The following is a 20,616-nucleotide window of genomic DNA, read 5'->3' on the forward strand; positions in this document are numbered from 1 at the left end:
TTACGCCGGGTCAGCCGGAGGCCGGGACGTACATGTATCCGGCGCCGCGGATGGTCTTGATGCTCTGCGGGTGATCGGGATCCGGCTCGATTTTCTTGCGCAGCCGCGCGATCTGGATGTCGATGCTGCGGTCGAACGGGTCCCAGCCGCGGTTGCGCGTGAGGGTGAGGAGCTGATCGCGCGACAGGACGCGGTTCGGCCTTTCGGCGAACACCCTGAGCAGGTCGAATTCCATGCTGGTGAGCGGCACCTCCTTGCCGTCGCCGTCCACCATCCGGCGCGCCTCCAGATCGAGGCGGCAACGGCCGAAGCGCACGCGGCCCCCCTCGGGCTCGGCCGCTGCGGCCGGCTCGGCGGCGCGCCGGTAGCGCCGCAGCACACTCTTCAGGCGCGCGCGCAGCTCGCGCGGATCGAAGGGCTTCGTGATGTAGTCGTCGGCGCCGACCTCGAGACCGACCACCCGATCCACGACCTCGTCGGCGGCCGTCACCATGATGATGGGAAGATCGAACCGCTCGCGCACGTGGCGGGCGAGCGAGACCCCGTCCTCACCGGGCATGTTGACGTCGAGGAGAATCACGTCCGGGACGCTCTGTTCGAGCGCGGTGCGCATCGCCTCGCCGCCGTCCGCCGCCGTGACTTCGTACCCGTGCCCGCTCAGGTACTCGGCGAGCATCTCGCGGATCTGGGGCTCGTCGTCGACGATCAGAACGCGGGTTTTGTTCATGATCGGTCCGCGGGCTCGCGCAGGGGAAGCGACCGGATTATAGCAACACGTCGATACAAACCGACAACAAAGTCGCGTTTCTCCGACATCGCCGCGATACACGCCGCGCCTAGAGTTCGCGGCGTGCGGGTCGTTCGGACCCGCCACCGACCACCCAGGAGGACGTCATGAAGAGAATCGGTGTGTTCGTCTACGGCGCCGTCGCCTACGCCGTGTTTTTCGCCACGTTCCTGTACGCCATCGGCTTCGTCGGCGGCTTCGTCGTGCCGAAGTCGATCGACTCGGCGCCGACGTCGCCGCTGGCGCAGGCGCTCCTCGTCAACGCGCTGCTGCTCGGTGTCTTCGCACTGCAGCACAGCGTCATGGCGCGGCCGGCCTTCAAGCGGCTCCTCACCCGTTTCGTCCCCGAGCCGGCCGAGCGCAGCACTTATGTGCTCGCGTCGAGCCTGGCGCTGATCGCGCTCTTCGCCTTCTGGCAGCCGATCGGCGGCGTGGTCTGGGACGTGCAGGATCCCGTCTGGCGCGCCGTGCTCCATGGCCTGTTCGCGTTCGGCTGGGGCCTTGTGCTCGTCACTACCTTCATCATCAATCATTTCGACCTGTTCGGTCTGCGCCAGGTGTGGCTGTACCTGCGCGGCAGGCCGTACACGCGCCTCGCGTTCGTGACGCCCGGGCCGTACAGGCTCGTGCGCCATCCGCTCTATGTCGGCTGGTTCTTCGCCTTCTGGGCGACGCCGACCATGACCGCGGCACATCTCTTCTTCGCCGTCGCGACCACCGCCTACATCCTGGTCGCGATACGTCTCGAGGAGCGTGATCTGACGGCCGAGCACGGCGCGTCGTACACGGACTATCGGCGCCGCGTGCCGATGCTGATTCCCCGGCTTTCGCGCCGGCGTCCCGGCATCGGTCAGCCCAAACCGACCGCCGCCTGATTCACCGGGCCACGCCGCTCGCGGCGCGGCCCTACTCGAGGAGCAGCGATCATGCAGGCCATCCAGACACCGAACCGGACGACCAGCGGCAGCGCGGGGCAGTGGCTCAGGCGCGCGGGCGCGGCGGGTTTCGCCTTCTTCCTGATCAAGGGTCTCGCCTGGCTCGTCGTCCCGTTCGTCGTCGCCAGGCTCTGGTAGGGCGACGAAACCGACCCCCCTTCAACCCGGAAACAGGAGCATTGTCATGAGCAAGATCAACGCGAACGTCATCGTTCATCTCGTGGAGGCGCGCGATCGCGCTCAGATCCGCGAACTGGGCCTCGCCCTCGCGAACCTCGTCGGCGTGGTGCGCGCTCAACCGAGCAGACGCCTCGAGCGCATGATGCTGGTCGACTACGACCCCCGCATCATCGACGCGCAGGCGATACTCGCGCGGGTCCGCCGCCGCGGTCTCGAGGCCCGGCTGATCGGGATGTAGCCGCGACCGGACGCACTTTCCGCGTCTCGACCCTCAAGAGCATTCCAAGGAGACTTCATGGCCGCCACCTGCCCCATCGGATTCGACGTCGACCGCCTGCGTGCGCAGGTGCTCGCCACCTATGATCGTGTCGCCCGCGATCCGCACGGCGACTTCCACTTCCACCGCGGCGCGGACTACGCCGCGCAGTACCTGCTCTACGACCGCGCCGAGCTCGCGCTGTTGCCGGCGTCCGCCACCGCGCGCTTCGCGGGCGTCGGCAACCCGCACCGCATCGGGCCGATCCGCCCGGGCGAGGTGGTGCTCGACCACGCCTGCGGCGCCGGCACGGATCTCCTGCTCGCCGCACGGCGCGTGGGGCCCACCGGCCGGGCGATCGGTGTGGACATGACACCGGCCATGCGCCACCAGGCCAGAACCGCCGCGCGCGAGGCCGGGCTCGACGGGATCGTCGACGTACGCGCCGGCGTGTACGAGGCGCTGCCGGTCGAGGACGCGAGCGTGGACGTCGTGATCTCGAACGGGGTGGTGAACCTCGCGCCCGACAAGACGCGGGTGCTCGAGGAAATCGCGCGGGTGCTCAAGCCTGGCGGGCGCCTGCACCTCGCGGACGTCGTCGTGCAGCGCGAGCTCAAGCTCGAGGCCCGCAGCAATCCGGACCTCTGGGCCGCGTGCATCGGGGGCGCACTGCCCGAGCCCGAGCTCTACGGGATCGTCGCGGCGGCCGGGCTCGTGGGCGGACGCATCGTGGAGCGCTTCGACTGCTTTCGCAACACCTCCGCCGAAGTCAAGGTGTCCAGAGACCTGCGCGTGCAGGGCGTCAACTTCCATGCGCACAAACCCTGAGAACGGAGGTTGAACCATGAATCGTTTTCGTCAGATCGGCTACTGGTACTGGCTGGCGCTCGACATTCTGCTCGCGGTCGGCCTGTTCGGCATCGCGCCGCAGGCCCTGCTCGTCGCGATCGGTCTCGGTGCGTTCCAGAGCTTCCACTACCTGATCCGTCAGGGCCGGCTGTCGGCGTTCCCGGTGCAGGTGCGGATCGCCTACCTCGGGCTGCTCGCGATCGGGCAGCTCGGCGGCGTGTTCCTGATCGTCAACTGGATCCAGCTGATCGGCACGACCGCCCTGCTCCTGTTCGATTACTGCCCGCTCGCGCGTATCGTCTCCCTCATGCCGTGGAACCGGACGCGGCCGTTCACCTGGCGCCTGATGTGGAGGACGTTCTGCTCTCGCCCGGTCTCCGGCAGCTTCCTCGACGCACGCCCGGCGGAGCGCTGATCGGGGGACCGCAACCTCCGGCGCGCGATTTCCGATGCATACATCGACATCGACCCCCGGTAACATCGGGACCGGCTCACTCCCGCGGGGACCGGCCCCGATGCCTGCTGCGTTGCGAACCGCCCTGCTCACGACCGCGGCGATGATCGCCTTCGCGACGAACTCGATCCTCTGCCGTCTCGCGCTCGCGAACCCGGCGATCGACCCCGCCAGCTTCACCAGCCTGCGGCTCGCCTCCGGCGCCGCGGCCCTCGCGCTGATCGTGGGCGGGATGCGGGGGCGATATCGCGCCGGCGGCGACTGGACGGCCGCCGCGATGCTCTTCCTGTACGCGGTGCTCTTCTCGTTCGCCTATCTCTACCTGACCGCCGGCACCGGAGCGCTGATCCTGTTCGGCGCGGTGCAGCTCACGATGTTCGCGGTCGGTCTGCGCGCGGGCGAGCGGTTCCGGCCGCTCTCCTGGCTCGGCCTCGCGCTGGCGGTCGCGGGGCTCGTCTACCTCGTCTTGCCGGGAGTCGCCGCGCCCTCGCCGCTCGGGGCCGGGCTCATGGCGGTGGCCGGTGTGGCCTGGGGCGTGTACTCGTTGCGCGGTCGGGGCACGAGCGATCCATTGGGGGCGACGGCGGGGAACTTCGCGCGGGCGGCGCCGCTCGCGCTGCTGGTCAGCGTGGTGTTCATCGCGGACTTCGACCTGACGGCCGGCGGCGCCGCGCTCGCCGTCGCCTCCGGGGCCCTTGCATCGGGGCTCGGCTACGTGATCTGGTACGCGGCGCTCGGCGGCTTGAGCGCAACGCGCGCGGCCACCGTGCAGCTCTCCGTGCCGGTGATCGCGGCGTTCGGCGGCGTCCTGCTGCTCTCGGAGGCGATTACGTTGCGGCTGCTCGTGTCGACGGTGGCGACGCTCGGCGGGATCGCGCTCGTGCTCAGCCAGCGCGGTAAGAAGCGATGTTGAGTCCTTAATGTTGAATTTTGAACCGATGACACGCGCGCTGCGCGCGCTCCACAATTCAACTCAACGTTCAACCTTGGTCTTTAATCCGCCCCTTGAGCTGCGTCGTCGTCTCGATGCTCTCGCCGGAGGCGATGAGGCGCCGGGCCGCGTCGACCTGGCCCCAGGTGTTCCACAACAGCACGCCGCGCACGCGCCCGTCGCGCAGATAGTAGACGACGCCCTTGCGGAACGGATCCTTCCAGTCCTCGACGATGTCGTAGCGCGAGTCCGTTTCGCCGACCGCCTCGTAACCGAGGTCGAACAGGTCCGAATAGAAGAACGGCAGATGATCGTAGCGCTCGCCGGCTCCGGCCATGTTGCGCCCCGCCGTCCGGCCCATCGTATCGGCGTTGTCCTGGTGCTCGACGCGCAGCCGCACGCCGAGCGCCGCGTTGTGAAAGCTCGCGACGTCGCCGGCCGCGTGGATGTCCGGGCTCGACGTGCGGCAGTACTCGTCCACCTCGACCCCGTTGCCCACCTTGAGGCCCGCCGCCTCGGCGAGGCCGACGTTCGGCTCGATGCCGAGCCCGGCGACCACGCCGTCGGCCTCCACCGTCCGGCCGCTTTCGAGGCTCACGACGAAGCGGCCGGGTCGGGGCTGACGGACGTCCCGAACGCTCTCGCCCGAAAGAACGGTCACGCCGCGGGCCCGATAGTAGTCGTTGACGAACTGCGACAGCCGCCCCGGGTAAACCCGGCCGCCGATGCCGGCGTCCGGAAAGACGAGCGTGACCCGCTTGCCGTTCATGGCGAGCGCGGCCGCGATCTCCGAGCCGATGAATCCCCCGCCGATCACGGCGAACTCGTCGCGCTGCCCCGCGGCGTCGCGCAGCGCGAGGTAGTCGTCCAGGGTGCGGAAATAGATGACGCCTTCGCCGGCGCCGGGCAGGCGCCTCGGCGCGCCTCCTGTGGCGAGCAAGAGCTTCTCGTAACCGTGCGTCTCCCCGTCCCGGTCCTGCACGACCTTGCGTTCGGGGTCGATCGCCGCGATCGTGCGATCGAGCCGGAGCGTGGCGCCCGTCTCCGCCGTACCGCGCCACACGGTCTCGACCGCTTTGCCCTTCCACAGTCCCTTGGTCAGCGGCGGCCGGTTATAGGGGGGATGCCTTTCGGCGGCGAAGATCGCAATCGTTCCCTGCGGGTCGACCTCGCGTATCCCTTTCGCGGCGGCGTCCGCCGTCATGCCGCCCCCGACGATGATGTACTGGTAGCGCTCCATGCCCGTTTCCCCGCTGTGACCCCGGCACTTTACTCGATGAACCCGTCCGAACCCAGCCGGAGTTGCTCCGATAGACCCTGGCCTCGCGGGTAGTTTGGGCCAAGGGTGCGGCCGGCTAAAGTAGCCGCTTCCTGTCCGGGGAGCGCGCATGGAAATTCTGGTTATCCTGTCCCTGATCCTTCTGAACGGCGCTTTCGCCATGTCCGAGATCGCCGTCGTCTCGTCGCGGCCGGCCCGGCTGCGCCGGCTGGCGCGGCACGATCGCGCCACCGCGATCGCCCTGGAGCTGCACAACTCGCCGAACGTTTTTCTTTCGACGATCCAGATCGGGATCACGCTCATCGGCATCCTCGCCGGTGCGATCGGCGAGGCGGCGATCGCGGACGATATCGCGGAATGGCTCCGGCGTTTTCCGGCGCTGACCAGGTACAGCGACGGGATCGCGCTCGGCATCGTCGTGGCGGGCATCACGTACGCTTCGCTGGTGATCGGCGAGCTGGTCCCGAAGCGCCTGGGTCTGCTGCGCCCCGAGCGCGTGGCGCGCGTGATCGCCGCGCCCATGAGGTTGCTGTCGCGCATCGCGTATCCCCTCGTGCGCGTGCTCAGCCTCTCCGTCGACGGGGTCCTGCGGCTCCTGCGCGTGCGCACGCTGCCCGAGCCGGCGATCACCGAGGAGGAGATCAAGACGCTGATCGAGGAGGGCGCCCGCTCCGGGGTGTTCCTGCGCACCGAGCGCGACCTGCTGCGCAACGTCATCCGGCTCGCCGACATGCCGATTGAGCTCGTCATGACCCCGCGCTCCGAGATCGAGTGGCTCGATGCCGACGATCCGCCCGAGGTGAATCGGCGCCGGCTTGCCGGGCTGCGCTATTCGCGCCTGCCGCTCGCGCGGGGCGAGCTCGACCGCGCGATCGGGATCGTCCAGACGAAGGACTTGCTGGGCCACATCCTGGCCGACGGACAGCTCGATCTCGCCGCCGTCTGCCGGCCCGTGGTCCGGGTCGGACTCGACGCCTCGCCGCTGCGCCTTCTCGAGATCTTCAAGAAGTCCCCGCTGCACATCGCCCTGGTGACGAGCGCGACCGGCGAGGTGCGGGGTCTGGTGACGCTGCACGACGTCCTGGAGGCCATCGTCGGCGGGCTGCCGATCGAGGGCGAGGCCCCCGAGCCGAGAATCGCCCAGCGCGCGGACGGCTCCTGGCTGGTCGACGGAATGCTGTCGACCGAGGAGCTGAAGGAGCTCCTCGGCGTCGCCCGTCTGCCCGACGAGGAGTCGGCCGACTACGAGACGCTCGCGGGCTTCGTGCTCGCGCAGCTCGGCCATCTTCCCCGGATCGGCGAGCATTTCGAGTGGGAGGGCTGGCGCATGGAGATCATCGACATGGACGGACGGCGCATCGATCGTGTGCTCATCGGCAGCAGCCGCCGGAGCGCCTGAGGACCCCGAGCGGCGGGAGCGCCGGCCGGAGGACCGCCGTCAAAAGCGCTCTTCGCGCGTCCCGACCCCGTCCGCGCCGTAATAGCTCACGACCGTGGTCTTGAGACTGCCTTGCCTGCGCAGACGTACTTCACGCAGCAGCGCGTCCTGTTGCCGTGAGTCAGTTTCGTTGCGCACCCGGACGTGGAGAACGAGCCGGTTCGAGCACAGTTCCACGGTTCCGCCGCCCGGCGCCGTGACGCCGTTGAGATCGTCCTGGAGCCGACGCAGCTCCGCGTCCAGCCGCGGCACCGGCCGGCCGCAGTCCACGAGCGTCATGAAGTGCCACCAGGCGAGACCGCCCGCGTAGATCGCGACCACGACCCCGACGAGGTTCACGAGCCAGCTCCCCTTACGGCGCAGCCATACCACCAGGGCATAGGCGCCGCCGGCGAGCAGCGCGACGGCCAGCACGAGCAGGCCGAGTGCCAGGTCGGACGAAAGCAGTTTCCAGAGCTGATAGTTCACCGCGCGTGCCGCCACTCCCGATCGATTAGCCGCGGCACTTTCGCAGGCCTCGCGGCCGTCATCCTTGACTCAACTCAAGCGCCCCGCGGGCGGGTAATGGGGAACGGCAGGCGGATGCCGGTACGTTTCGGATGCGCGCGCGCCGAGCCAGAGAAGCCCGCACAGCCGTCTTCCGGGACTGGGGAGACCGGAAACGCGCCAGGCCCCGAGAAAAGAACGGAACAACCGGCAGATGGCGCGCTGCTCGTCCTCGCCGCAGACGGAGAGCAGTCGAACCGCCAGCACGCTTCCCGCGACCCTGTGATCGGCCCGCAGCCACCGAATGACGGCCCAGTGCTCGGGCGTCAGCTCGCCCACGCCGTCGACGCGGGCGATCGCGCGCGCCATCGCCTCGTTCCACGCGTTCGGCTGAGCGAGCAGCCCGTCGTCATCGAACTTCGGCAACGTGTGTTGCGGAATCATGGCAAGCGCCCCCGGCCTTGAATGCCGTCCCGGGAAAGGACGATAGGCGTCGGACACCCGGAAAACGTTGACGCGTCTCAAGGGAAAACTTGATCCCGGTCAGAAACGGTCGCGAGCGGAGGCTCGTGAGCCCGCTCAGCGCATGTAGGCATAGCCTTCGTCGGTCTGGAGCCGGATGATCTCGGCGTCGGCCATCGGTACCAGGGTGAGAAAGCCGTGCACGTCTTCGGCGCCGTACCCGCGCATCCGGGCGGCGGCGCGGCAGAGGCGGAACCGGATGATCCCGCCGACCGAGAGGCTCTGCGCGCGCGCCATGAGCTCCCGATGGCGGGCGTGATTCCGGTTGGCGAAAAGCTCGATGGCGTCGCCGTGCACGACGAGCACGATCGCGCCGTCGAAAGGATCGGCGCCGTACAGCGTGCTCACGAAGCTCGCGCGATCCAGGACATTCGCGAGCACCGCGGGATCGCGGGAGACCACATCGTAGATCACCTTCCGGGGCGGGTACCGGGTTTCCTCCACCCGTGCCGTGCCCCACGGAGAAGCGGAGGCGGGACCGGAGTCCCCCGACGACGGGACAGCGGCCAGCGCGAGCCAGACGGCGAGCAGCGTGGCGAGTAAACGCATGGGCGACACCCCAAGCCTTAGTAATCGAGGAACAGCCCGGACCGGCTCAGCCGATCGGGCGGTTCGGCGACGTGAGCTTCCGCCGGCGGAGCAGCCTCAGAAGCACGTGGAGCTTGCTGACACAGATGAAGTCGTGCGTGCACCGTACGAACCCGCGTCGGCGCAAGGCGCCGAGCGTCATCCGCACCTGCGGGAGGATCGCCCCGGACAGATCCGCGAGCTCCCGCGCGCTCAGGCGGAGGTGCATCGCCTCGCCGTGCCCGCACGGCGCGCCGTGGTGCACCAGAAGCTCGGCGAGAGTGGCGAGCACCCGCTGCGGCGCCGGGAGCGGCGCCAGGTTCTCGATGCGGCGCGCGAGCACTTGCCGGCGAGCGCGCACGACCCGCAGCGAGCGGGTCGCGAACGGTGCACCGAGCGCGATCGCACGGCGAAACTCGGCTCCCGGCACCCGGTACACGCGCGCGGGGCCCTTCGCGAAGGCCGATTCGCCCGCGCGGGCGGCGCCGTCGAGGCCGGGGCCGAAGACGTGACGCGCGCCGAGGATGGCCGAGGTGATCTCGCGCCCCCGCACGCCGGGCGCGGCGAGGCGCACGTACCCGCTCTCGACCACGTAGATGCAATCGACGTCGTCGCCGCGACGGTATATCGGCGCGCCGTCCTCCAGATCGCGGATACGGAGCCCCGCGAACTCCTGCTTCCAGGCGTCGGGCGTCAGCGCGAGCGAAAGTACCGACGGCGCTTCGGCCTCTTCCCGTCGGACGCGCGCGGTCGCCTCGCGGGTCACAGGTGGTAGTCCCCCGCCGCCTCGGGCTGGTAGAGGATCTTCTCGACCCGCATCTGCTTCTCGCCCGTCGGGACCCGCCAGACGATACGCTCATGCACGCGCGCCCCGAGCAGCGCCGCGCCCAGGGGCGCGAGCACCGAAATCCTGTCGTTCGCGGGATCGGCGTTTTCCGGGAACACGAGCGTATAGGCGTGGACCGACCCGACCTCCTCGTCGCGCAGCTCGACCTTCGAGTTCATCGTGACGATGTCCGGGGGCACCGCCCGCGTTTCCACCCGCTCGGCGCGCTCGAGCTTGGCCTCGAGCCGATCGAGATAATCCGCATCCATGTCCGAATCCCGCCGGGCGTTGACGATGAGCTGCTGCAGGCGTGCGAGGTCGAGTCCTGAAACATAAATCTCGTGAGCGACGGTTTCCATGCTGCTCTCCTATTACTTTTAGTAGAAATCGGCGGCGACCGCCGGGTCGGAGGAAAGGCGGGCGACGGGCTCGCCAGGAAATCGGATAGGGGGTCGCCCGGGGGCGAAGACCCCCTCAGGAATGCGTGACGGGGTCGGAACCTCGGGTGCGAACCGGCTGCGGGACTGGCGTATCCGCCGCCCGCAGCCCCGGCGCGGCGCGGGCGGGCGCGCGGGTGCAAATCAGACGATGCGCTGCAGCGACCATCGACCTTCGCCTTTCGACTTTCGCTGGAAACCCGTCAGGTCGGGGAGCCGGATTCATAATAAGTAGTTCAAGCAGCCGGGGCAAACGCGCCCGAGATGTCAGCACCGGCCGACCGACGCCCCGTGGACCCGATTGGCCGGAGATGTCTCGCGCGGTCGGTCGTCAGCGGGAGATGCGCACGGGAACGCCACTCGCCTCTTCGGCCGCGCGGCGCACGATGTCCCACTCGATCGCCGGCCTTCGCTCGCGCGTTGCGCGGATGACGGCCCGCACCGCGGGCGTGATGCTGCCCCGTTCGTCACCCGTGAAGGACGGGTGGCTCTCGAGGTAGAGCACTCCGTCGCGCCAGCCGGCCTTGTGGGGCTGATCGATGATCCGAACCGGCGTGCCCTCGCGCGCTTCTTCGTACAGCAGGTGAAGGTCTTCCGGTTGCAGGCCGATACATGCCGCGTTTGCACCCCCGCTCGGCTCGGGGGCGCCGATCGGCTCGATCAGACAGCCGGAAATGCCCAGACGCAGGGCCAAGTCTTCGCGCGGGCCCGCCCGGCCGGTGAGAGAAGTCCCCCTCGCCGCCGCCACCGGCGATACGCTTTCCGCGAGCCTCGCTTCGACCCGGGTGGACCCCAGCATGCGCGTCCAGTCTCTCCTGCCGAGCGCGATCGGAAACGTCATCACCTCGGCCCCGCGCCCGAGCAACGACCCGACGTAATAGTAGAGACGCCTCTCCGCGACGTTGATGACCGCGCCCTCGCGCGGCCCGTCCGGCAGTACGAACTGCGTGGGAAGCGTGATCCACGTGCCGGGATCGGGCCGCCGTGGGTCGACGCCGGCGTTCAGTCGCTCGAGTTCGTCCGCCCCGATACCGAATCGGAGGGCGATGTCCGGCAGTGTCTCCTCTCCGTGGGCCTTGACGTGCCTGATCTCGCCGACGACCTGTGTGTCCGGCCAAAGCGGAAAGGCGGCCGCGGCGACCTGGCCGGTGCACAGCCAAAGTACGGGTACGAGTAGCCCTCCGAGGGATCGCATAAAGACTCCATTCCGCGCGAGGCGAAGCGTCCTGCCCGCTCCCGATTCTGCCACCGAACCGTTGCGCTTCCGATACGGGGTTGCGCTAAGACCACACGCGCGCGAAATCCCTCGTTACCTCGACGGGCACGCCTGCGCGCCTCAGAAGAACACGTCTTCCCGCATGCGGGTCTGCAGCGTCTTGGGCGTCGCGAAGAAATAGCGGAAGGCCGCGGAAACCGTCCCGTCGGTTTCATCGCCGTCCGTGTAGTCGAAGCGCAGGCTGGCACGCTGGTCGAAGACGTCGGGCTGGACCTCGAGGCCGACGGTGTAGGTGTCGTTGGCGTCGTCGAACCCGAGGGCGCCGAACAGGCGGACGTCGGGCTGAACGTACCAAGCCGCTCCCGCGCTCCCGATGCTGTCCTCGCGGAGCCGGCCGGGATCGACGTCAAGGTGCGCCCAAGAGGCGAACACGTCGGCGTTGCCCAGGTAGACCGCGCCGCGCACTTCCCAGGTGGTCAGCTCGACATCCCGGTCGTCCACGTCGAGCTCCTCGAAGGAGCCGACGACGCCGACGTGGCCGATCTGGAAGTCCCGGGCGAAAAGGCCGGCAAAGTAGCCGTAGCCGTCGGTGTCGTCGTCCTCGACGAGGGAGACACCGAGGACGGCTCCCAACAGGTCGCCGATGGGCAGGTTGATGTTCGCGGCCGCATCGATCGTGCCGCCCTCGGTGTAGCGGAACGCGCCTTCGCCGTTCGTCTCGGAGACGGCGCGGTTGCCCTGCGCGAGAGCGGTGGAAACGGCTGGGAGCAGGCAGAGAGCGAATAGAGAAGCGACGGCTCGTTTCATTACACCTCCGTTATTGTTGTGCCACGTGGTCGCAGCCCGGACGGGGTTGCGGTCACCCGAAGCCCTTGCTGTCCTTTCCGAGAAATGCGGCGGCAGTCTGACGAATCAGCTCAGGAACAGCTTGTACGCCTGGTTTCGGGTCTCGTCGGCGTACTCGTAGCCGAGGCTGTCGAGGAACGCCTGGAACTTGCGCTTGTCCGCGGGCGGCACCTGCATCCCGACGAGCACGCGGCCGAAATCGGCGCCGTGCGAACGGTAGTGGAAGAGCGAGATGTTCCAGCGCCCGCCCATCTTGTCGAGGAAGTTCATCAGCGCGCCGGGGCGCTCGGGGAACTCGAAGCGGTAGATGATCTCGTCCACCGCGTTCGGCGCGCGGCCGCCGACGAGGTGGCGAATGTGCAGCTTCGCCATCTCGTTGTCGGTCATGTCGAGCACGGGGTAGCCCTGTGTCTTGAGGGCCTTCATCAGGCGCTTTCCCTCCGCGGGGGTGCCCGTCTGCACGCCGACGAAGATGTGCGCGGCCTTGGGGTCGTCGTATCGGTAGTTGAACTCGGTGATCGAGTGGTCGCCCACGATGGTGCAGAACCGCTTGAGCGCGCCCGGCCGTTCGGGGATCGTCACGGCGAAGATCGACTCGCGCCGCTCGCCGATGTCGGCGCGCTCGGAGACGTAGCGCAGCCGGTCGAAGTTGATGTTGGCGCCGGAAGCGATGGTCACGAGATGCCTGCCCTTCAGCCTGTTGGTCTCGACGTAGCGCTTGAGGCCGGCGTAGCCCAGCGCCCCGGCGGGCTCCAGGATGGAGCGGCGGTCCTCGAAGATCTCCTTGATGGCGCCGCAGATCTCGTCGTTCGATACGATCACCATCTCGTCCACGAACTTGCGACAGATCCTCAGGGTCTCCCGGCCGACCTGGCGCACGGCGACGCCGTCCGCGAAGAGGTTCACGTGATCGAGCGTGACGCGCTTGCCGGTCTTGAGGGAGCGCTCCATCGCGTCCGCGCCCTCGGGCTCGACGCCGATGATTTTCACCTCCGGACGGAGCTGCTTGATGTAGAGCGCGATCCCGGCGATCAGGCCGCCGCCGCCGACCGGCACGAACACCGCGTCGAGGGCGCCCTGGTGCTGGGTCAGGATCTCGAAACCGATGGTGCCCTGCCCGGCGATCACGTCCGGATCGTCGTACGGGTGCACGAACGTGAGGCCGCGCTCGCGCGCGAGGCCCGTCGCGTGGGCGTACGCGGCGTCGTAGTTGTCGCCGTGCAGCACCACCTGGCCGCCGAGGTTCGCCACCGCGTTCACTTTGATCTCGGGGGTCGTGCGCGGCATGACGATCACGGCCTTGGCGCCGAGCTTCTTGCCCGCGAGCGCCACGCCCTGCGCATGGTTGCCGGCGGAGGCCGTGACCACGCCCTTCCGGAGCTCGGCGCGCGAGAGCCGGGCCATCCGGTTGTAGGCCCCGCGGCACTTGAAGGAGAACACCGGCTGCTCGTCCTCGCGCTTCAGCCAGACGTGGTTGTGCAACCGCTTCGAAAGGATCGGCGCGTGCTCGAGCGGAGTTTCCCTTGCGACGTCGTAGACCCGCGCGTTGAGAATTCGCTTCAGATACTGTTGCGGCAAGTGTGAACCTTTCCAGCCCTCTCTCCCCGGCTGGCGGCGATGAATCCAACGTGGATGACGCGCTAAATCTAACATCCATTCTTTATAAATACAGCGGGAGCCGGTATTCTCGCGCCATGTTCGAGACGCACGCATGAAACCCGACGACAAGAAAAAAGCGGCCGCCGAGGCCGCCCTCGTTTACGTGGAATCCGGCTGGGTGATCGGCGTCGGTACGGGCTCGACCGCCAACCATTTCATCGACCTGCTCGCCCGAATCAAGAACAGGATCGAGGGTGCGGTCGCGAGCTCCAGGGCCACCGAGGAGCGCCTGAGGAAGCACGGCATCAACGTGCTCGACCTCAATGCCACCGGAAATCTCCCCGTCTACGTGGACGGGGCGGACGAAGCGACCCGGCACCTTCATCTCATCAAGGGCGGCGGCGGCGCGCTCACCCGGGAGAAGATCGTCGCCGCGGCGAGCGCGAAATTCGTCTGCATCGCGGACGACTCCAAGCTCGTCGACGTGCTCGGGCGCTTCCCCCTGCCGATCGAGGTCATTCCCATGGCCCGCTCGTACGTCGGCCGGCGGATCGTGGCGCACGGGGGCGAGCCCCAGCTTCGGGCGGGCTTCACCACCGACAACGGCAACCTGATCCTCGACGTGCACAATCTCGAGATCCTGAACCCCGTCGAGCTCGAGGGAGAGCTCGATCACATCGCCGGCGCGGTGACGAACGGACTCTTCGCCCGCCGTCCGGCCGACGTGCTGCTCCTGGGGACCGACAGCGGCGTCGACAAGATCGAGTAGCGCGCGTCGCGCCGGATGGCGACCCTCACGTTCTTCGGCGCGGCCCGGCAGGTCACCGGCTCGTGCTACCTCCTCGATGACGGCAAGTACCGCGTGCTGCTCGAGTGCGGGCTGTTCCAGGGTCCGCCCGACGTCGAGCGGCTGAACGAGCGGCCGTTCCCCTTCGATCCGAAGACGATCCACGCGGTCGTCCTGTCCCACGCGCACCTCGACCACTCGGGCCTCCTGCCCCGGCTGGTGCGCGACGGCTTCCGCGGCCCGATCTACGCCACCCCTCCGACCGGCGACCTGCTCGAGATCATGCTGAAGGACGCGGCCTTTTTGCAGGAACGCGACGCCGAGTGGGAGAACCAGCGCCGCCGGCGCCAGGGCCGGGAGGCGGCGGAGCCGCTCTACACGATCGCCGACGTCGAGCGCGCGCTCGCGCAGTGCCGCTGCCTGCCTTACGGCGAGCGCTTCGAGGTCGCCGGCGGTTTCTCCGCGCGCTTTCGCGACGCCGGCCATATCCTCGGCTCGGCGATCGTCGAGATCGGGATCGGCTCGCGCAGGCTCGTCTTCTCCGGCGATCTCGGCAACAGCGCGACGCCGATCATGCCGGAGCCCGAGCGCGTGGAGGCCGCGGACGTGCTGCTGCTCGAATCGACCTACGGCGACCGCGACCATCGCCCGATCGATGCGACGCTGAGAGAGTTCGAGGAGATCCTCGAGGGCGCGGCGGCGGACGGCGGCAACGTCGTGATCCCGGCGTTCGCCGTGGGGCGCACGCAGGAGCTGCTCTACTACCTCGGCGAGCTGCACGAGGCCGGGCGACTCAAGCAGCAGCGCATCTTCCTCGACAGCCCGATGGCGATCGCGGCCACCGAGGTGCACCAGCGTTACGAGTCGCTCCTGAACGGCAGGATCCCCGGCACCTGGTCGCACGGCGGTCGGCACAAGGTACTGCCGCCGTTGCAGTACACGCGCTCGCCCGAGGAGTCGATGGCGATCAACCGGATCGCGGGCGGCGCCATCATCATCGCCGGCAGCGGCATGTGCACGGGCGGGCGGATACGCCACCATCTGAAGCACAACCTCTGGCGGCGCGAGGCGCGCATCGTGATCGTCGGGTTCCAGGCGCAGGGCACGCCGGGCCGGGAGCTGGTCGACGGGGCGAAACGCCTGCACCTGCTCGGCGAGGACCTCGCGGTGAACGCGAGCATCCACACCCTCGGCGGATTCTCCGCCCACGCCGGACAGTCGCAGCTCCTCGCCTGGGCGGACGGCTTTGCGCGGCGCCCCCGGCTCTACCTGGTCCACGGCGAACCGGACAAGATGACGGTCCTTCGGGCGAAGCTCGAGGAGCGGCTGCGCTGGACCGCCGAGATCCCCCAAGCCAACCAGACAATCGAGGTCTGACGTCGACAAGGTCGACGCGCTGCGGCGTCGTCCGCGGAGAAGGGATATCGGCCTCGACGCGACCCCGATGCACGCACGGCCGCTCGACCCCTTGCCGGGGTCGCGGACGGGCACGCCGAGCGCCCGTTACACGCGGGCCCATGACCCCGATCCTTCTGTTCCTGCGGTATCGCAGCGTGGCGTAAATCTTGCATCTTTAATGAGTTAGCAAGAGCGACAGGGGGACCGATGACTGCATCCACCACGGACGCCGAGCGAGCTCGGCCCGACCGGGCCGGCCGCGCGCGAGGCCGGCGTGTCCCCTGCTGACCGCGCACCCCGCGCCGATCCCGGCATGGACGCCGCTTCCGCTTCCGCGACACCCGAGCACCGGCTTCGCCCGGATTTGCCGCTCATCGTGCTCGTCGCCGCCCTGCTCTTCGCCGGCTCGAGCGCGCACACCTGGTACAGCGCCAGAACCGCCGCCGAAGTCGCGACCGGCGCCATCGAGGACCGGGCTCTAAGGCAGGCGGACGAGCTCGCGCACGCCGCCCGATCCCTGGCGACCGACGAACGGGCGGCCGGGCTCGACATGCTGCTCGATACCGCGACCGCCGGCGATCGCGGCGCGCGGCGCGTGCTGCTCCTGGACCGCGATGCGCGCGTCGTGGCCGATGCCGGCGCGGACGCGCGGGCGACCCCGGCCGCCTCGCTCGTTCCCCCTTCCGCGCCCGGGCTCCATGTCGCCCGGACGGGCAACCGCCTGGTCGTCTGGCGATCCCTGGGCGAACCGGCGGGGAGCTGGCTGCGGCTGGAGTACGCCATGGACGGGGTCTGGGAGCTCCACGCCCGCGTCGCGCGAGCGAGCCTGCTCCTCGGTCTCGCCTCCACCGCGCTCGGCGTGCTCGTCCTGATGGCGTACCTGAAACGCACCTGGCCGGCCGGCCGCGATCGCGCGGGGCAGGGCCGATCGCTCGAGATCGAGTCGCTCGGCCAGGCGTTGCGCGAGGTGTCGTCCAAGGTGCGGGAGCAGGAGGCGGTCCTCACGGCGGTGACGAAGCGGCTCGAGGCCGTGCTTCAGCACGTGATCGACGGCATCATCACGCTCGACGAGCACGGGCGCGTCGAGAGCGCGAACCTCGCGGCGGCGCACGTCTTCCAGTACGCGCCCGAGGAGCTGGTCGGGCTCCCCTTCGATCGCCTGGTGCCCGACTTCCCGCTCGCCCACCAGGACGAACGGGACGCCGACCCCGCGCCGCCGCTCGCCAGCGGCCTGCGGCTCGAGGTGAGCGCGCTCCGCAAGGACGGGTCGGCGTTCCCGCTCACCCTCGGCCTCACCGAGATGCGGCTGGACGGCCGCCGGCTGCTCGTCGGCACCGTGCGCGACATCACCGAGCAGAAGCGGCTGGACCGCATGAAGACGGACTTCATCGCGGCGGTAAGCCACGAGCTGCGTACGCCGCTCACGGCGATTCACGGTTCCCTCGAGCTGCTCGCGGGCGGCGAAGTCGAGGGGATCTCCGGCAAGGGCCGGGAGCTCGCGCACATCGCCTACAAGAACAGCGGGCGGCTGACGCGACTGGTGAACGACATTCTGGACTTCGAGGCGATGGAGGCCGGCACGATGCGCTTCGAGGTGAGCGTCGTCGAGCTCATGCCCATCGTGCACGAGGCGATCGAGGTCAGCCGCCCGCAGGCGCGCCAGAAGCAGGTGGAGCTCGCGCTGACCGCCGCCGCGACCGGCGCCCGCGTCATGGTGGACCCGGAGCGGCTGCAGCGGGCCATCGCGAATCTCCTCGCCAATGCCATCCGCCTCTCGCCGCCGAGCGACCGGGTCGAAATCGCCGTCACCCCCGTCGAGGGACGGCTACGCATCGCCGTCAGCGACCGTGGCCCGGGGATCCCGGAGGAGTACCGCCCGCATCTGTTCGAGAAGTTCGTGCAGATCGACGGCGCCGATTTCCGCTACAAGGCGGGCGCCGGCCTCGGGCTCGCGATCGTGCGCACGATCGTCGAGCGCCTCGGCGGCACGGTGGACTATACGAGCGAGCCCGACGTGCGCACGACCTTCGTGATCGAGCTGCCCGAGGTGGCGCGCGCCTGATCGACGGGATCGTCGTCGATGTCCTGCCCGTCGCGCGTATCCCGCCCCGCATCCGCTCAGGACGCGCGCGGCGTTTCCTGGCTGTCGGGGACGACCAGGACGTCGCACGGGGACTCGCGGAGGACGTGCTCCGCCACGCTCCCGAGTAGCGCGTAGTTGAGGCCGGTCAGGCCGCGGGTTCCGACAACCACCAGATCCGCGCGCCGTTCGGCGGCGGCCTTCACGACCAGGTTCCCGGCATAGCCGTAGCGCACGACGCACGGCGTTACGCCGGGATCGAGCCCGGCCTCGCGCGCGAGCGCCGCGAGTCGCTCGCGCGCCTGCGTCTCGTAGTCCAGATGCAGCCGCTGGACCTCGTCGCTCGTGATCCCGGTGCGCAGCCGGTACTCGTACCACAGCTCGTAGGCGTGGAAGAGATCGATTCCGGCCGCCGGCGCCAGTCGCCGGGCACGACGGAGCGCGCGGCGTGCGTGCTCGGAAAAGTCCGTCGCGACGATCACGCGCCGGTAGGGTCGCGAAGCCGGTTTCCGAACGACGAGCACCGAACGCTCGCCGTGGCGCGCGACCCGCGCGGCGGTCGTGCCGAGCAGCAGACCGCGCAGGTAATGGCGGCCGTGGGCGCCGAGCACGATCAGATCGGCCTGCGTGTCGCGCGCGGCGTTCAGGATCTCGCCGAACGCCGACCCGAGCCGCGCGCGCACGTCGCACGCAAGCGGCTTGCCGCGGGCGAGCCGCGCGACCTCGTCCCGCAACTCGCGCTCCGCTCCGGCCAGCACCTCCTCCTCGACGCCATCGGACACCCGGAAGATCGCGCGCAGGGCGCTGTCGGACCCCGGTGACTCGGAAAAGGCGCGCTCGACGACGGTCAGCGCGGTCAGCCGAGCGCCGTGCTCGCGCGCGAGGCGGATCGCACGGGCGAGCGCGTGCCCGGCGCGCGGAGAGAGATCCGTGGCTGCCACGATCGCCTGCAAGGAACGTTCGTTCACAGTGCCTCCTCCGTTGCCGGCGGCCGATGCCCGGCGGGCCGCAAGTAGCTCATGAGCGTCTCCACCGTCTGCTCGGCGGCGGCCAGGAACGGCCGGAGCACGATGTCCGCGCCCCGCTGATGCAGCACCTGCGCGTCGTGCTCGGTCAGGGCCGTGAGCGCGATCCGCCCGCGATAGCCGTGCGCACGCAAACCGTGCAGCAGTGCGAGGTTGACGTCCCGCGCGGGGATGGCGCAGACGACCCAGCCCGCCTCGTCGAGCGGCAGGGTCGCGTGCAGTTCGGGGTCCTCGGCGTCGCCGTACTGCGCCGGAAGTCGCCGCTCCTGCCAGGAGCGGATCGCCTCCGGGTCGAAGTCCACGCCCAGCACGCGCACGCCCGCCGCGCGCAGCCCCCGGGCGATGTTCTCGCCGAAGCGCCCCAGCCCGAACAGGATGACCTCGACGCTGCCCGGCGTGCGGCCGCGGGCCTCCTCCGCCTGCTCGCGGTGCGGCACCTCCCGCTCGAAAAGGCCGAGCCAGGGCGCGATCCGCTCGTATAGAAAATGGGAGTACAGGATCAGGTAGGTGGAGAGCCCGATCGTTACCAAACCGACGAGCGTGATCAGGCCGAGGGTTTCCGGCGCGATGTGCCCCAGGCTCAGGCCCAGCGCTCCGAGTATCAGCGAAAACTCGGAGATCTGTGCCACGGTGAGCCCCGCGAGGAAGCTGGTGCGCTTGCGGTAGCCCATGACGCCCATGATCACCATCACGATCAGGGGATTCCCGATCAGCACGAACAGGGACAGGATGATCGCCGGCGCCAGCTGCTCGCCGAGGAAGCCCAGGTCGAGACGGGCGCCGAGGTCGATGAAGAAGAACAGGAGCAGGAAGTCCCGCAGGCTGACGAGGCGCGTGCTGATCGCCTCGCGGTAGGGCGTGGACGCGATCGTGACACCGGCCAGGAAGGCGCCCACCTCCTTGCTCAGGCCCACGTAATCGCCCAGCGCCGCGAGCACCACGGCCCAGCCGATCCCGAAGAGCACGAGCAGCTCCGGCGACTGGGCGAGTCGGAAGAGGAGCGGCGGCAACACGTAGCGCATGAGGAGCGCCACGCCGAAGAGCAGCGCGACGGCGCCGAGCACCAGCCGGAGCAGATCCCGCCAGGGCCCGTTTTCGGCGGCGCCGGCGACCCCGAAGGCCGAGAGCCCGATCATGACGAGCACGACGACGATGTCCTGCACGATCAGGAAGCCGACTGCAATGCGCCCGTGCAGCGAATCGATCTCGCGTTTGTCCGACAGCAGCTTCACGATGATGATGGTGCTCGAGAAGGTGAGCGCGACGGCGACGTAGATCGCCGGTACGTGATCGAGCCCCAGCAGCAGGGCGATCGCGTAACCGATGACGGAGGTGAAAACCACCTGACCGAGGCCGGTCGCGAGCGCCACCGGGCCGAGCGTGCGGATCAGGTGGAGGTCGAGCTTCAGGCCGACCACGAAGAGCAGCAGCGCGATGCCCAGCGTGGCGAGCAACGCGATCGGGTCGTGCGCGGTCACGAGGCCGAATCCGGCGGGCCCCACCAGGATGCCGACCGCGATGAAGGCGACGATGAGAGGCTGCCGCAGGCGCAGTGCAAGCGCGCCGACGGCGACCGCGATCAGGAGCAGCGCGGCGAACTCGTAGAACACGTTCCCGATCGGCGACACGGTCCTCCGGCGTCATTCATCGGTACCGCAACCTATATAAACGGCGACCGGACGGGACACAACCGCATCCCCGGCGAGGCGGCGGCGCGA

Annotated in this window: 22 protein-coding genes; 10 read left to right on the forward strand and 12 right to left on the reverse strand. The window is 69.1% G+C overall.

Annotated features, from left to right (window positions below; all coding sequences use genetic code 11):
- Positions 1 to 10 precede the first annotated feature (10 nt).
- On the reverse strand, positions 11 to 727 hold the full coding sequence (locus tag SVA_RS17910; RefSeq protein ID WP_096462506.1) for a response regulator: 717 nt from the start codon (positions 725 to 727) through the stop codon (positions 11 to 13).
- A 167-nt stretch (positions 728 to 894) separates the two neighbouring features.
- Here SVA_RS17910 and mddA point away from each other — a divergent pair, with 167 nt between their 5' ends.
- The 6 genes from mddA (at position 895) to SVA_RS17935 (ending at position 4,374) form a co-directional block, all read left to right on the forward strand.
- Positions 895 to 1,662 (forward strand): methanethiol S-methyltransferase, encoded by a 768-nt coding sequence (gene mddA, locus SVA_RS17915; protein WP_096462507.1) that lies wholly within the window; start codon positions 895 to 897, stop codon positions 1,660 to 1,662.
- A 51-nt stretch (positions 1,663 to 1,713) separates the two neighbouring features.
- Positions 1,714 to 1,860, forward strand: coding sequence for a hypothetical protein (locus SVA_RS19900; protein WP_169924173.1), 147 nt, complete (start codon positions 1,714 to 1,716; stop codon positions 1,858 to 1,860).
- A gap of 46 nt (positions 1,861 to 1,906) precedes the next feature.
- Positions 1,907 to 2,140, forward strand: coding sequence for a hypothetical protein (locus tag SVA_RS17920; RefSeq protein WP_096462508.1), 234 nt, complete (start codon positions 1,907 to 1,909; stop codon positions 2,138 to 2,140).
- Between the two features lie 57 nt (positions 2,141 to 2,197).
- A complete protein-coding gene (locus SVA_RS17925; RefSeq protein ID WP_096462509.1) occupies positions 2,198 to 2,986 on the forward strand; it encodes a methyltransferase domain-containing protein in 789 nt (262 codons plus the stop codon).
- Positions 2,987 to 3,002: 16 nt separating this feature from the next.
- Positions 3,003 to 3,422 carry a hypothetical protein gene (locus SVA_RS17930; RefSeq protein WP_096462510.1) on the forward strand — a complete coding sequence of 140 codons (420 nt, stop codon included), beginning with the start codon at positions 3,003 to 3,005 and terminating at the stop codon, positions 3,420 to 3,422.
- 100 nt (positions 3,423 to 3,522) lie between these two features.
- Positions 3,523 to 4,374, forward strand: coding sequence for a DMT family transporter (locus tag SVA_RS17935; RefSeq protein ID WP_096462511.1), 852 nt, complete (start codon positions 3,523 to 3,525; stop codon positions 4,372 to 4,374).
- A 67-nt stretch (positions 4,375 to 4,441) separates the two neighbouring features.
- On the opposite strand, the gene SVA_RS17940 is transcribed toward SVA_RS17935, so the two are convergent.
- Positions 4,442 to 5,632 (reverse strand): NAD(P)/FAD-dependent oxidoreductase, encoded by a 1,191-nt coding sequence (locus tag SVA_RS17940; protein ID WP_096462512.1) that lies wholly within the window; start codon positions 5,630 to 5,632, stop codon positions 4,442 to 4,444.
- 148 nt (positions 5,633 to 5,780) lie between these two features.
- On the opposite strand from SVA_RS17940, the gene SVA_RS17945 reads away from it, so the two are divergent.
- Entirely contained in the window at positions 5,781 to 7,070 is a 1,290-nt protein-coding gene (locus SVA_RS17945) for a hemolysin family protein (protein ID WP_096462513.1), read from the forward strand.
- 39 nt (positions 7,071 to 7,109) lie between these two features.
- On the opposite strand, the gene SVA_RS17950 is transcribed toward SVA_RS17945, so the two are convergent.
- The 8 genes from SVA_RS17950 to ilvA all read right to left on the reverse strand — a co-directional run bounded on the left by SVA_RS17950 (position 7,110) and on the right by ilvA (position 13,587).
- On the reverse strand, positions 7,110 to 7,592 hold the full coding sequence (locus SVA_RS17950) for a hypothetical protein (protein ID WP_096462514.1): 483 nt from the start codon (positions 7,590 to 7,592) through the stop codon (positions 7,110 to 7,112).
- Between the two features lie 54 nt (positions 7,593 to 7,646).
- Positions 7,647 to 8,039: a TusE/DsrC/DsvC family sulfur relay protein gene (locus tag SVA_RS17955; protein WP_096462515.1), complete on the reverse strand. Its 393-nt coding sequence runs from the start codon at positions 8,037 to 8,039 to the stop codon at positions 7,647 to 7,649.
- Between the two features lie 135 nt (positions 8,040 to 8,174).
- Positions 8,175 to 8,666 carry a DsrE family protein gene (locus SVA_RS17960; protein ID WP_096462516.1) on the reverse strand — a complete coding sequence of 164 codons (492 nt, stop codon included), beginning with the start codon at positions 8,664 to 8,666 and terminating at the stop codon, positions 8,175 to 8,177.
- 46 nt (positions 8,667 to 8,712) lie between these two features.
- Positions 8,713 to 9,450, reverse strand: coding sequence for a Crp/Fnr family transcriptional regulator (locus SVA_RS17965; RefSeq protein WP_169924174.1), 738 nt, complete (start codon positions 9,448 to 9,450; stop codon positions 8,713 to 8,715).
- Complete coding sequence (gene rnk, locus SVA_RS17970) at positions 9,447 to 9,869, reverse strand: nucleoside diphosphate kinase regulator (RefSeq protein WP_096462518.1); 423 nt, start codon at positions 9,867 to 9,869, stop codon at positions 9,447 to 9,449. Before rnk ends, SVA_RS17965 begins: the two co-directional genes overlap by 4 nt.
- Before the next feature lie 409 nt (positions 9,870 to 10,278).
- Positions 10,279 to 11,142, reverse strand: coding sequence for a L,D-transpeptidase family protein (locus SVA_RS17975; RefSeq protein WP_096462519.1), 864 nt, complete (start codon positions 11,140 to 11,142; stop codon positions 10,279 to 10,281).
- Positions 11,143 to 11,283: 141 nt separating this feature from the next.
- Positions 11,284 to 11,970 (reverse strand): hypothetical protein, encoded by a 687-nt coding sequence (locus SVA_RS17980; protein ID WP_096462520.1) that lies wholly within the window; start codon positions 11,968 to 11,970, stop codon positions 11,284 to 11,286.
- 105 nt (positions 11,971 to 12,075) lie between these two features.
- Positions 12,076 to 13,587, reverse strand: a complete 1,512-nt coding sequence (ilvA, locus tag SVA_RS17985) for a threonine ammonia-lyase, biosynthetic (RefSeq protein WP_179948799.1) — start codon at positions 13,585 to 13,587, stop codon at positions 12,076 to 12,078.
- Positions 13,588 to 13,720: 133 nt separating this feature from the next.
- Here ilvA and rpiA point away from each other — a divergent pair, with 133 nt between their 5' ends.
- From rpiA to SVA_RS18000, 3 genes are all read left to right on the forward strand, one after another.
- Complete coding sequence (gene rpiA, locus SVA_RS17990; protein ID WP_096462522.1) at positions 13,721 to 14,377, forward strand: ribose-5-phosphate isomerase RpiA; 657 nt, start codon at positions 13,721 to 13,723, stop codon at positions 14,375 to 14,377.
- A gap of 15 nt (positions 14,378 to 14,392) precedes the next feature.
- Positions 14,393 to 15,772, forward strand: a complete 1,380-nt coding sequence (locus SVA_RS17995; RefSeq protein ID WP_096462523.1) for an MBL fold metallo-hydrolase RNA specificity domain-containing protein — start codon at positions 14,393 to 14,395, stop codon at positions 15,770 to 15,772.
- Between the two features lie 295 nt (positions 15,773 to 16,067).
- Positions 16,068 to 17,855 carry a sensor histidine kinase gene (locus tag SVA_RS18000; RefSeq protein WP_148665549.1) on the forward strand — a complete coding sequence of 596 codons (1,788 nt, stop codon included), beginning with the start codon at positions 16,068 to 16,070 and terminating at the stop codon, positions 17,853 to 17,855.
- Between the two features lie 56 nt (positions 17,856 to 17,911).
- On the opposite strand, the gene SVA_RS18005 is transcribed toward SVA_RS18000, so the two are convergent.
- Positions 17,912 to 18,841: a universal stress protein gene (locus SVA_RS18005; RefSeq protein ID WP_096462525.1), complete on the reverse strand. Its 930-nt coding sequence runs from the start codon at positions 18,839 to 18,841 to the stop codon at positions 17,912 to 17,914.
- On the reverse strand, positions 18,838 to 20,526 hold the full coding sequence (locus SVA_RS18010; RefSeq protein WP_096462526.1) for a cation:proton antiporter: 1,689 nt from the start codon (positions 20,524 to 20,526) through the stop codon (positions 18,838 to 18,840). The genes SVA_RS18005 and SVA_RS18010 overlap by 4 nt, the downstream gene beginning before the upstream one ends.
- Between the last annotated feature and the right edge of the window lie 90 nt (positions 20,527 to 20,616).

The organism is Sulfurifustis variabilis (genome assembly GCF_002355415.1).
Classification (GTDB): Bacteria; Pseudomonadota; Gammaproteobacteria; order Acidiferrobacterales; family Sulfurifustaceae; genus Sulfurifustis; species Sulfurifustis variabilis.

Bases quoted from the DNA above. Each gene is read 5' to 3' on its own strand.
- SVA_RS17910 (WP_096462506.1), bottom strand. From the start codon at position 727: ATGAACAAAACCCGCGTTCTGATCGTCGACGACGAGCCCCAGATCCGC.
- mddA (WP_096462507.1), top strand. From the start codon at position 895: ATGAAGAGAATCGGTGTGTTCGTCTACGGCGCCGTCGCCTACGCCGTG.
- SVA_RS19900 (WP_169924173.1), top strand. From the start codon at position 1,714: ATGCAGGCCATCCAGACACCGAACCGGACGACCAGCGGCAGCGCGGGG.
- SVA_RS17920 (WP_096462508.1), top strand. From the start codon at position 1,907: ATGAGCAAGATCAACGCGAACGTCATCGTTCATCTCGTGGAGGCGCGC.
- SVA_RS17925 (WP_096462509.1), top strand. From the start codon at position 2,198: ATGGCCGCCACCTGCCCCATCGGATTCGACGTCGACCGCCTGCGTGCG.
- SVA_RS17930 (WP_096462510.1), top strand. From the start codon at position 3,003: ATGAATCGTTTTCGTCAGATCGGCTACTGGTACTGGCTGGCGCTCGAC.
- SVA_RS17935 (WP_096462511.1), top strand. From the start codon at position 3,523: ATGCCTGCTGCGTTGCGAACCGCCCTGCTCACGACCGCGGCGATGATC.
- SVA_RS17940 (WP_096462512.1), bottom strand. From the start codon at position 5,632: ATGGAGCGCTACCAGTACATCATCGTCGGGGGCGGCATGACGGCGGAC.
- SVA_RS17945 (WP_096462513.1), top strand. From the start codon at position 5,781: ATGGAAATTCTGGTTATCCTGTCCCTGATCCTTCTGAACGGCGCTTTC.
- SVA_RS17955 (WP_096462515.1), bottom strand. From the start codon at position 8,039: ATGATTCCGCAACACACGTTGCCGAAGTTCGATGACGACGGGCTGCTC.
- SVA_RS17960 (WP_096462516.1), bottom strand. From the start codon at position 8,666: ATGCGTTTACTCGCCACGCTGCTCGCCGTCTGGCTCGCGCTGGCCGCT.
- rnk (WP_096462518.1), bottom strand. From the start codon at position 9,869: ATGGAAACCGTCGCTCACGAGATTTATGTTTCAGGACTCGACCTCGCA.
- SVA_RS17975 (WP_096462519.1), bottom strand. From the start codon at position 11,142: ATGCGATCCCTCGGAGGGCTACTCGTACCCGTACTTTGGCTGTGCACC.
- SVA_RS17980 (WP_096462520.1), bottom strand. From the start codon at position 11,970: ATGAAACGAGCCGTCGCTTCTCTATTCGCTCTCTGCCTGCTCCCAGCC.
- rpiA (WP_096462522.1), top strand. From the start codon at position 13,721: ATGAAACCCGACGACAAGAAAAAAGCGGCCGCCGAGGCCGCCCTCGTT.
- SVA_RS17995 (WP_096462523.1), top strand. From the start codon at position 14,393: ATGGCGACCCTCACGTTCTTCGGCGCGGCCCGGCAGGTCACCGGCTCG.